Source organism: Sphingomonas sp. (assembly GCF_031426035.1).
In the GTDB taxonomy this organism is placed as follows: domain Bacteria; phylum Pseudomonadota; class Alphaproteobacteria; order Sphingomonadales; family Sphingomonadaceae; genus Sphingomicrobium.
The window spans coordinates 1-9,302 of record NZ_JANPKO010000107.1 but is presented as its reverse complement, the minus strand read 5'-3'; the positions used below and the strand labels follow the sequence as shown (position 1 = coordinate 9,302).

The 9,302-nt window shown below is 70.4% G+C and carries 13 protein-coding genes; 7 read left to right on the top strand and 6 right to left on the bottom strand.

The annotated features are described in order from the left end of the window. Nucleotides 1–824, bottom strand: an 824-nt coding sequence (gene hrcA / locus RMP08_RS07995) for a heat-inducible transcriptional repressor HrcA (RefSeq protein ID WP_310468469.1), incomplete at its 3' end; no start/stop codon positions are given. Between the two features lie 204 nt (nt 825–1,028). On the opposite strand from hrcA, the gene rph reads away from it, so the two are divergent. Together rph and rdgB are read left to right on the top strand one after the other, a co-directional pair. After that, on the top strand, nt 1,029–1,745 hold the full coding sequence (rph, locus tag RMP08_RS07990; RefSeq protein WP_310468468.1) for a ribonuclease PH: 717 nt from the start codon (nt 1,029–1,031) through the stop codon (nt 1,743–1,745). After that, on the top strand, nt 1,742–2,350 hold the full coding sequence (rdgB, locus tag RMP08_RS07985; protein WP_310468467.1) for an RdgB/HAM1 family non-canonical purine NTP pyrophosphatase: 609 nt from the start codon (nt 1,742–1,744) through the stop codon (nt 2,348–2,350). The genes rph and rdgB overlap by 4 nt, the downstream gene beginning before the upstream one ends. A 37-nt stretch (nt 2,351–2,387) precedes the next feature. On the opposite strand, the gene RMP08_RS07980 is transcribed toward rdgB, so the two are convergent. Next, nucleotides 2,388–2,960: a CAP domain-containing protein gene (locus RMP08_RS07980; RefSeq protein ID WP_310468466.1), complete on the bottom strand. Its 573-nt coding sequence runs from the start codon at nt 2,958–2,960 to the stop codon at nt 2,388–2,390. A 34-nt stretch (nt 2,961–2,994) separates the two neighbouring features. On the opposite strand from RMP08_RS07980, the gene hemW reads away from it, so the two are divergent. Beyond that, on the top strand, nt 2,995–4,191 hold the full coding sequence (gene hemW, locus RMP08_RS07975) for a radical SAM family heme chaperone HemW (protein WP_310468465.1): 1,197 nt from the start codon (nt 2,995–2,997) through the stop codon (nt 4,189–4,191). Here hemW and RMP08_RS07970 read toward each other — a convergent pair. Continuing rightward, on the bottom strand, nt 4,164–4,475 hold the full coding sequence (locus RMP08_RS07970; RefSeq protein ID WP_310468464.1) for a hypothetical protein: 312 nt from the start codon (nt 4,473–4,475) through the stop codon (nt 4,164–4,166). The two genes, hemW and RMP08_RS07970, sit on opposite strands and share 28 nt — an antisense overlap. 122 nt (nt 4,476–4,597) lie before the next feature. Between RMP08_RS07970 and rsmI the strand changes: the two genes are divergently transcribed. From rsmI to RMP08_RS07950, 4 genes are read left to right on the top strand one after another with little or no spacing between them, the layout of a single operon-like run. Then, entirely contained in the window at nt 4,598–5,428 is an 831-nt protein-coding gene (gene rsmI, locus RMP08_RS07965) for a 16S rRNA (cytidine(1402)-2'-O)-methyltransferase (RefSeq protein WP_310468463.1), read from the top strand. Next, a complete protein-coding gene (locus RMP08_RS07960) occupies nt 5,425–5,775 on the top strand; it encodes a YraN family protein (protein ID WP_310468462.1) in 351 nt (116 codons plus the stop codon). The genes rsmI and RMP08_RS07960 overlap by 4 nt, the downstream gene beginning before the upstream one ends. 31 nt (nt 5,776–5,806) lie before the next feature. Further along, entirely contained in the window at nt 5,807–6,769 is a 963-nt protein-coding gene (gshB, locus tag RMP08_RS07955) for a glutathione synthase (protein ID WP_310468461.1), read from the top strand. 17 nt (nt 6,770–6,786) lie between these two features. Continuing rightward, a complete protein-coding gene (locus tag RMP08_RS07950; protein ID WP_310468460.1) occupies nt 6,787–7,395 on the top strand; it encodes a DedA family protein in 609 nt (202 codons plus the stop codon). Between the two features lie 6 nt (nt 7,396–7,401). On the opposite strand, the gene RMP08_RS07945 is transcribed toward RMP08_RS07950, so the two are convergent. From RMP08_RS07945 to RMP08_RS07935, 3 genes are all read right to left on the bottom strand, one after another. Beyond that, nucleotides 7,402–8,331, bottom strand: a complete 930-nt coding sequence (locus RMP08_RS07945) for a tyrosine recombinase XerC (RefSeq protein WP_310468459.1) — start codon at nt 8,329–8,331, stop codon at nt 7,402–7,404. Continuing rightward, nucleotides 8,313–8,876 carry a DUF484 family protein gene (locus tag RMP08_RS07940; protein ID WP_310468458.1) on the bottom strand — a complete coding sequence of 188 codons (564 nt, stop codon included), beginning with the start codon at nt 8,874–8,876 and terminating at the stop codon, nt 8,313–8,315. The genes RMP08_RS07945 and RMP08_RS07940 overlap by 19 nt, the downstream gene beginning before the upstream one ends. 68 nt (nt 8,877–8,944) lie before the next feature. Beyond that, the coding region (locus RMP08_RS07935; protein WP_310468457.1) for a hypothetical protein at nt 8,945–9,302 on the bottom strand (358 nt) is incomplete at its 5' end.

Here is a 9,302-nt window from a genome sequence, read left to right as displayed (position 1 = left end):
GCCTCGCCCAGCAGGCGCGCGATTTCCTGGCGGTTCTCGAGCTCGTCGAGCAGGCGCCGCACCCGCTCGAGGTCGGCCCCCGAATGCTCGTCGATCAAATGCGCCTGGCCGCGCACGATCAGCACTGGGCGCCGCGAATGGTCCTCGCTCCACGCCGCCAAGCCCGAGCCGATCAGCTCGGCGGCGGCGACGTCCAAGGCGGCGCGGCGGTCGGCGATCTCGGCGCGCAGCCGCGCTTCGGCGTCGGCCAGGGTCAGCCCGGACAGTTTGGCGTTGATGAAATTGGCGACTTCATTGAGCGCCGAGGCGCTGGTCCCCGGCTCAACCTCGAGCACGCGGTTCTCGACGCTGCCGTCGACCCCGACCAGCACGGCCAGAGCGCGGCCCGGGGCGAGCTCGACGAAGCCCAGCTGCCTCAGGCGCATTTCCTGCTTGGGCGCCATCACCACCCCGGCGCACGACGACAGCCCCGATAGAGCGGTGGAGACGGCGGCCAGCGCGTCCTCGACCGGCTGGTCACGGCCGATCTGCGCCTCGATCGCCGCGCGCTCGCGCGAATCGGGCAGCGAGGCCTGCATGATGCCGTCGACGAACAGCCTCAGCCCGGTTTCGGTCGGCACCCGCCCGGCCGAGGTGTGGGGGTGGGTGAGCAGCCCGCGCTCCTCGAGCTCCTGCATCACCCCGCGGATCGAGGCCGGCGACAGGCTGACGCTGGCGGCCAGCGCCTTGGAGCCGACCGGCGTGCCGCGTTCGAGATAGGCCTCGACCACCAGCCCGAAGATCGCGCGCATGCGCTCGCTCAGTTCGGTTATCGGCGGGGTCATGGTCGCCATGTAGGGAGTCCGTCGGTGCCGCGAAAGCGGCAGAAGGATTGGCACACCAAGGCCCGAAGGAGACAGGAAGGCACGAAGTGGCACCCGCTTCGTGCCTTGAAATGCTTCCTTCGTGCCTTCGTGAGAAATTCTGCAGGGGTGACGCCGCGCCGATGCGCGGATAGGAGGCGCGAACACCAGCATCAGGAGATCTGCATGCGCCCGAGCGGCCGCGCCCCCGACCAAATCCGCGAACTGAGCTTCGAGCCCGGCTTCACCATTCACGCCGAAGGGTCGTGCCTGGTCAGCTTCGGCGGCACCCGCGTCCTGGTCACCGCGTCGGTCGAAGACAAAGTGCCGCCGTTCCTGCGCGGCAAGGGCCAGGGCTGGGTGACCGCCGAATATGGCATGCTGCCGCGCGCCACCCATACCCGCGGCAACCGCGAGGCGGCCAAGGGCAAGCAATCGGGCCGGACGCAGGAAATCCAGCGGCTGATCGGGCGCTCACTTCGCGCGGTGGTCGATTTGAAAGCGCTCGGCGAGCGCCAGATCATCGTCGATTGCGACGTCATCCAGGCCGACGGCGGCACCCGCACCGCGGCGATCTCGGGCGCCTGGGTGGCGCTCCGGATCGCAGTCGACAAATTGCTCGCGGCCAAGGCCATCGCGAAAGACCCGATCCAGACCCAGGTCGCCGCGGTAAGCTGCGGCATCCACAATGGAACCGCGGTGCTCGACCTCGATTATGTCGAGGATTCCACGGCCGGGAGCGACGGCAATTTCGTGCTCACCGCCGACGGCGCGATCGTCGAGGCGCAATTGACCGCCGAGGGCGAGACGTTCGACGAGGAAGGACTGCTGCGGCTGCTGCGGCTGGCGCGGATCGGCTGCAAGGCGATATTCGAGGCGCAATTGAGGGCGACGGGACGATGAGAGGGATCGGCGACAAACTGGTGATCGCGACGCACAACGACGGCAAGCTGCGCGAGATCCGCGAATTGCTCGCCCCGTTCGGGATCGAATGCGTCGGCGCGGCGGAAATGGACCTGCCCGATGTCGAGGAAACCGGGGTCAGCTTCGTCGACAATGCCGAGCTGAAGGCGCGCTCCGCCGCCGATTTGACCGGATTGCCGGCGCTGGCCGACGATTCGGGGCTGTGCGTCGATGCGCTCGGCGGGATGCCGGGGATTTTCTCCGCGCGCTGGGCCGAGGAGCGCGAGGGGCCGCGCGATTTCACCCGCGCCATGGAGCGGGTGTGGGAGGCGCTCGAGGTGTGCGGGCCGAATGCCGCGCGCGATGCGCATTTCGCCTGCGCGCTGTCGATCGCCTGGCCCAACGACGGCCAGGCCGAGACCTTCGAAGGGCGCGTCGACGGGGCGTTGACGTGGCCGCCGCGCGGGACCCGCGGCTTCGGTTACGACCCGATGTTCACCGCGGCCGGGCACGAAGAAACCTTCGGCGAGATGGACCCTGAGGAAAAGCACGCGATCAGCCACCGCGCGGAAGCATTCAGGAAACTGGTCGCGGCGCTGTCCTGACCGCGGCCCACCTGACCGCGCCCCACCTGATCACGCCCTAGCGCAGGGCGACCCCGGACACGTTGCCGGCGGGAAAATAGCGGCACACCAGATAATCGCTCGACGGGCTTGAGGCGGTCGCGCAGCCGACCCGCTGCGTCGCCGGCCACACGATCTGGGTGTAGTGCCCAACGTCCGACCAGCGGCCGGTGGTGCTGACCGCGGGAAACGCGCCGGGGCGGAAATAGCGCCGTTCGCCGATCAGCGGCTCGATCATCGCGGCGTAGCTGAACGCGCCGCGCGTCCCGACCCACAGATTTTCGCCCTGGCGCGGCCGGCTTCCGTCCTGCCGGGCATGCTCGAAGCGGCCCGAGCGGGCGAGCGTCTGGGCATAGGCCCAGGCGTCCTCGGCAAGGACGTCGTCCCACGCCAGCGGCGCCACGCGCTGCTCGCCGCGGGCCTGGTTGTGCGCCGCCATCATCACCGCCTGCAGCGCCTGCTGGGCGGGGGGCAGGAAGCGCATGGTCGAGGGCGAGCGCGGCTTGGCGAGCGGCTGCGCGGGGTCGTCGGTGACCGGAAACAAGGAGCGCGTCGGCGCGGCGGCGGCGGTGACGGCCGCCGTGGCTGGCACGAGGAGGGCAAGGGCCGTACAGAGCGCGCGGATCATGACCGCTTCGATTACGCCCGCAATGCCTAACAATGCGTCAACGGGGGCGGGGCTGGCGCTCTATGTCCACTGGCCGTTCTGCGTCTCGAAATGCCCCTATTGCGACTTCAACAGCCATGTCCGCGCGGCGGTCGACGAGGCGGCGTGGCGGGACGCGCTGCTCGCCGACCTCGCGCATGAGGCGGCGCTGCTGCCGGGGCGGCGGCTGACCTCGATTTTTTTCGGGGGTGGGACGCCGTCGCTGATGGCGCCAACCACCGTCGCCGCGCTGATCGGTGCCGCGCGGGGCCACTGGGCGGTTGCCGACGGTCTCGAGGTCACGCTCGAGGCCAACCCCAATTCGGTCGAGGCGGCGCGCTTCGCCGACCTCGCCGCGGCGGGGGTCAACCGGTTGTCGCTGGGGCTGCAGAGCTTCGACGATTCCGCGCTCGCCTTCCTCGGGCGCGCGCATTCGGCGCGCGAGGGGCTCGCCGCGCTGGACATCGCGCAGGCCCATTTCGAGCGCGTGAGCTTCGATTTGATCTACGCGCTGCCGGGCGACGGCGAGTCGGGCTGGGCGCGCAGCCTGGAGCGGGCGATCGCGCTCGGCACCGGGCATTTGTCGCTGTACCAGCTGACCATCGAGCCGGGCACGCGGTTCGCGGCGATGGCCGCGCGCGGCGAGCTCGAGCCGCTCGATGGCGATCGCGCGGCGGCTTTGTTCGAGCTGACCGCCGAGCGCACCGCGGCGGCGGGCATCCCCGCCTACGAAATCAGCAACCACGCGCGGCGCGGCGCGGAGAGCCGGCACAACCTGACCTACTGGCGCTATGGCGATTATGCCGGGATCGGGCCGGGCGCGCATGGGCGGCGATTGGGGCGGCGCACGATGCGCCACAGGAAGCCCGAGAATTTCCTCACCGCGGTGGCGCGGGGCGGGCATGGCCTGGCGGAAGACGCGCCGCTGCTGGCGAGCGAGGCGGCGGACGAGGCGCTGGTGATGGGGCTCAGGCTGGCCGAGGGAATTGACGCGGAGGCGCTGGCGATGCGCTTCGGGGTGGCGGATGTGGTCGACTGGCGGGCGGTCGGGCGACTTGTCGCGAGCGGGCATTTGACCCGGAAACGCGGGCGCATCGCGGCGACGCCGCGTGGGCGGCTGGTGCTCGACCGATTGCTCGGCGAGATCGCTTATTGCGCGCCGGTCGAGGCTTTGTAGCGGTCGACCGCGCCGGCGACATAGTCGTCGATCTGCAATTTGGCGTCGGACGCGGCCTGCTTGCGCGGCACCTTATTCTTGAGGTCGAAGGCAACCATCGAGGCGGTGAACGACTGCTCGACCGGGGCGCATTTGCCCCGCACATAGGCGTCGAACGCGTCGCCCGCGACCTTCTCGGTCTTGGCGCTGGCGACCGCCTCGCGCAGGCAGGTCACGAACGCCTGGCGCTGGCCGGTCAGGGCCGCGGACTGCACCATCGCCGCAATCAATATCGCAGAAATCATCACCGGACCCCCCTCAGAGTCGACAGTGACGCGCAGCATGACTCTTTTTGCAGGGCATTGGAAGCATGTCTTTTTGTGCCGCCGCTGGACGATGGCGGGGCGATGCCCGATGGTCGGCCGCGATGGACGAGCCCCTGCCCCCTGGCCTCTATGTAGTTGCCACGCCGATTGGGAATCTCGGCGACCTGAGCCCGCGCGCGGCCGACATCTTGCGCCGCGCCGATCGCGTGCTGGCGGAGGACAAGAGGGTCAGCGCGAAATTGCTCAAGCATGCCGGCGCGGCGACGCCAATGACCGCTTATCACGACCATTCGAGCGAGGCCGAGCGGGACGCGGTGGTGGCACGGCTGGGGAGCGCGGCGATTGCGCTGGTCAGCGATGCGGGGACGCCGCTGATCTCCGACCCCGGGTTCAAGCTGGTGCGCGCCGCGCGCGCCGCCGGGCACGCGGTGTTCACCGTCCCCGGGCCGTGCGCGGCGATCGCCGCCTTGGCGATCTCCGGGCTGGCCACCGACCGCTTCCTGTTCGTCGGGTTCCTCCCGCCCAAGGCCAAGGCACGCGCCGATGCGATCGCCGAAGTGGCGGCGGTGCGCGCGACGCTGGTGCTGTACGAAAGCGGGCCGCGGCTGGCGGAGTCGCTGGCCGCGCTGGCCGAGGGGCTCGGGCACCGCGAGGCAGCGGTCGCGCGCGAGCTGACCAAGCTCCACGAGGAATGCGTGGCGGGGACGCTGGGGGAGCTCGCCGCGCGCTACGCCGCCGCCCCGCCGCGCGGTGAAATCGTGATCGTGGTCGGACCGCCGCCGGAGCAATCCGAGGCGAGCGATGCCGAGCTCGATGCCGCGCTCGACGAGGCGCTGGCGCGGCTGTCGCCGTCGCGCGCCGCCGCCGAGGTCGCGGAACGGCTCGGGGTGGCGCGCAAGCGCGCCTACGCCCGCGCCTTGCAGCGGGCGTGACCCGCCAGGCCGCCGAGAGCCGCGGGCGCCGCTCGGAGACCGTCGCCGCATGGTGGCTGCGGCTGCACGGCTGGCGGATCCTGGCGCGGCGCGCGCGCGTACCCGGCGGCGAAGTCGACATCGTCGCGCGGCGCGGGCACACGCTGGCGTTCGTCGAGGTTAAGGCGCGCGCGACCGAGGCAGCGGCGGGTTTTTCCTTGGACGCCTACCGGCTGCGGCGGGTGGCGGTCGCCGCCCAGCGCCTGACCGCCCGCTACATGCGCCCCGGCGACGACGTGCGGATCGACGCCATCTACCTCGTCCCCGGCCGCCTGCCGCGGCATCAGGCGAACATCTGGCAAGGGTGACAAAGCGGGGCCGCTCGCTTAGGCGCGCGGCATGAGCTTACGCGTCGCAGTGCAGATGGACCCGCTCGAGGGGATTGGAATCGCGGGCGATTCCAGTTTCGCGCTGATGCTCAAGGCGCAGGAGCTCGGCCACACCCTGTTCCACTATCTTGCCGATGCGCTGACCTATCAGGACGGGCGGCTGTTCGCGGGGGCTCATCCGGTCACCGTCCAGGCCGTGACAGGCGACCATTTCACCCTCGGCGAATTCACCGTTCTCGACCTCGGCCGCGATGTCGATGTCGTGCTGATGCGGCAGGACCCGCCGTTCGACCTCGGCTACATCACCGCCACGCATCTGCTCGAGCGCATCCAAAGCGAGACTTTGGTGGTCAACGACCCCGCCGCGGTGCGCGACGCGCCCGAGAAACTGTGGGTGCTCGATTTTTCTCAATTCATGCCGCCGACCGCGATCACCCGCTCGCTCGGCGTGGCGCGCGAGTTCATCAAGAAGCACGGCGAGGCGGTGCTCAAGCCGCTCCACGGCAACGCCGGCAAAGCGGTGTTCAAGATCGGCCGCGACGGCGCCAACCTGGCCGCGCTGATGGAAGTGTTCAACACTGCCTACCGCGAGCCGCACATGCTCCAGGCGTTCGTCCCCGAAGTGAGCCAGGGCGACAAGCGCATCGTGCTCGTCGACGGCGAGGTGACGGGCGCGATCAACCGCCGCCCGGGCGCGGGCGAAATCCGCTCGAACCTCGCCGCGGGCGGCACCGCCGAGGCAACCGAACTGACTGAAACGGAAAAGGAAATCTGCGCCGCATTGGGGCCCGAGCTCAAGCGCCGCGGTTTGCTGTTCGTCGGCATCGACGTGATCGGCGGGAAATGGCTGACCGAGATCAACGTCACCTCGCCGACCGGGATCGTCGCCATCGACGCGTTCAACGGGAGCGACACGCCGGGGCTGATCTGGGCCGCGATCGAACGCCGCCTCGCCAAGCGCAAGAAGGGCTGACCCGTGAGCGACTGGCCATGAGCGATTGGGTCGTCCGCCTGATCGAGCAATCGGGCTATCTCGGCGTCGGCTTCCTGATGTTTCTGGAAACGATCTTCCCGCCGATCCCGTCCGAGGTGATCATGCCGGTGGCGGGGGTCGCCGCGGGCCAGGGCAAGCTCCATTACGGGCTGGTGGTCGCGGCCGGCACCTCGGGCGCGATGCTCGGCAATATCGTGTGGTACCTCGCCGCGCGGGCGCTCGGGGTGGACCGGCTCGAGCCGATCATCCGCCGCTGGGGGCGCTGGCTGACGATCACCTGGCCCGAGGTCCAACGCGCCGAGAAATGGTTCGCCGAGCACGGCGTGTTCTTCGTCTTCCTCGGCCGCCTGCTGCCGACCGTCCGCTCGCTGGTGTCGGTACCGGCGGGCCTGCTGCGGATGCGCTTCAAGCGTTTCCTGATCGCCTCGACGCTGGGCACCGCGGCGTGGACCGCGATCCTCGCCGGCGCCGGCTACAAGCTGGGGGAGAACATCGCCGAAATCGACAAAGTGCTCGGACCGGCGTCGAACGCCATCCTGCTGGTGCTGTTCATGGGCTACGTTTGGCGCCTGTGGACCCACCGCGGGGGCGGCGAGACCCAGTAGGAAAGATCAGGCGCGCGGGTGCGCGTGGCGGTAGACGTCGAGCAGCCGCGCGGCATCGACCGCGGTGTAGATCTGGGTCGACGACAGGCTGGCATGGCCGAGCAATTCCTGCAGCGCACGCAAGTCGGCGCCGCGCGCCAGCAAGTGGGTCGCGAAGCTGTGGCGCAGCGCGTGCGGGGTCAGCGTGTCGGGCAGGCCGAGGCGGGTCCGCGCGCCGCGCACCGCGCGCCGCACCAGATCTGCATTGAGCGGGCCGCCGCGCGCGCCGACGAACAACGGCGCGTCGCCCGCGATCGGCCACGGGCAGGCCTTCACATATTCCCCGATCGCCTCCCGCACCGCGGGCACCAGCGGCACCATGCGGGTCTTGTTGCGCTTGCCGGTCACGCGCAGCACCTGGCCGACGGGCAGGTCGCGCGCGGTCAGCGACAGCGCCTCGGCGACCCGCAAGCCGGCGCCGTACAGCAGCAACAGGATGGCGAGGTCGCGCGCGCCGATCCACGGCTCGGAACCGGCGTCGGACGCATCCTCGGCTAGGTTCATCGCGTCCTCGGGCGAGGCCGGGCGCGGCAGCGTGCGGGGGCGCCGCGGGGCACGGGTGCGCGGCAATTGCGGCGCGCTGCCATCCTGCTCGGCGGCATATTTGAGGAACGCGCGCACGCCGGACAGCTCGCGCGCCGCCGACGATGCGCCGAGGCCTTCGGCGCGGCGCTGGGCAAGGAACGCACGCATGTCGGGCGCGGCGAGCGCCAGCAGGCTGGCCGGGGTCACCACGCCGCCGCGATGGATGCCGAGAAACTCGATCAGGCGGTGGGCGGTGGCGACATAGGCGCGCACCGTGTGCGGCGAACGGCGGCGGTCGTGCTGGAGATGCAGGTGCCAACGTGCGGCGAGCGCGGCGGCCGAATGCTCGGTGGTTAGGGCGTCGTCATCCACCGGCGGATCATAGCCGCAAGACTATGGCCGAGGAACAGCAGCAATTCCGAGCCGTGGCGCGCGTCGAGTTGCTGCGAGGTGCGCTGGCCGAGCGCGAGCAGCCCACTCGGCAGCGGCGCCGGATTGTCGAGGCGGATCAGCGCCTCGGCGCGGATCAGGTCGCATGCCGGGCCGAACAACGGGTGGCCGCGGGTCACGGTGCGCATGGTGACCCCGTCGACCTCGCCGATGGCGCGGGCGAGGATTTGCGGGGCGACACGCTGGACGCCGTTGCCGTCGGCGCGGAAGCCGTCGTCACCGACGATCAGCGACAAGGCGACCGCGTCGATGCCGAGGATCAATGGCCATTCGTGGGTGACGATGTGGAGCAGCGATTCGATGCTGTCCGCTTCGAGCCCGGCGAGCACCGCGGCGTGGATCGCGCTGGCGGCGCCCGAATGGCCGCGGGCGAAGGCGATCAGGTCCTGGTTGGCTTCCTCGGCGGCGCCGAGCTTCTCGCGCAGGTGGGCGACCGCCCGCTCTTCGAACTGGATCACCCGTCCCATGCGGCCAAGTGTAACGCGGCGACGGTTAATTTCCTATCACGCCCGCCGCGGCCTTGATCGTCAATGGTTTAGCGCCCGGCGAGCTGCGCGGCGTGCGCTTTCGCTTCGATCACTTCGGCGCGGGCGGCGCCGTGTTTGCCGGCGACGGCGAGCAGCGCCGCATAATGACGGCTCGCCGCGCGGGCATCGCCCGCCAGCTTCGCCGCCCGCGCCGCGCCGTACAGCCCGGCGAGGCGGTTGGGGGCGCGCGTCAGCGATGCCTGATATTCGCGCAATGCGTCGGCCGGGCGCTTCAATTCGAGCAGCAGTTCGCCGAGCTGCTCGCGCGCCGGCTGGATCGCGCCGGGCGTGACGGGGTGCTTCTCGGTCGAATCATCCTTGTCCGCGGCCGCGCGCATCCGCACCAGCGCCGCCTCCGGCTTGCCC

Bases quoted from the DNA above. Each gene is read 5' to 3' on its own strand.
- rph (WP_310468468.1), top strand. From the start codon at position 1,029: ATGCGCCCGAGCGGCCGCGCCCCCGACCAAATCCGCGAACTGAGCTTC.
- rdgB (WP_310468467.1), top strand. From the start codon at position 1,742: ATGAGAGGGATCGGCGACAAACTGGTGATCGCGACGCACAACGACGGC.
- hemW (WP_310468465.1), top strand. From the start codon at position 2,995: ATGACCGCTTCGATTACGCCCGCAATGCCTAACAATGCGTCAACGGGG.
- RMP08_RS07970 (WP_310468464.1), bottom strand. From the start codon at position 4,475: ATGATTTCTGCGATATTGATTGCGGCGATGGTGCAGTCCGCGGCCCTG.
- rsmI (WP_310468463.1), top strand. From the start codon at position 4,598: ATGGACGAGCCCCTGCCCCCTGGCCTCTATGTAGTTGCCACGCCGATT.
- gshB (WP_310468461.1), top strand. From the start codon at position 5,807: ATGAGCTTACGCGTCGCAGTGCAGATGGACCCGCTCGAGGGGATTGGA.
- RMP08_RS07950 (WP_310468460.1), top strand. From the start codon at position 6,787: ATGAGCGATTGGGTCGTCCGCCTGATCGAGCAATCGGGCTATCTCGGC.
- RMP08_RS07940 (WP_310468458.1), bottom strand. From the start codon at position 8,876: ATGGGACGGGTGATCCAGTTCGAAGAGCGGGCGGTCGCCCACCTGCGC.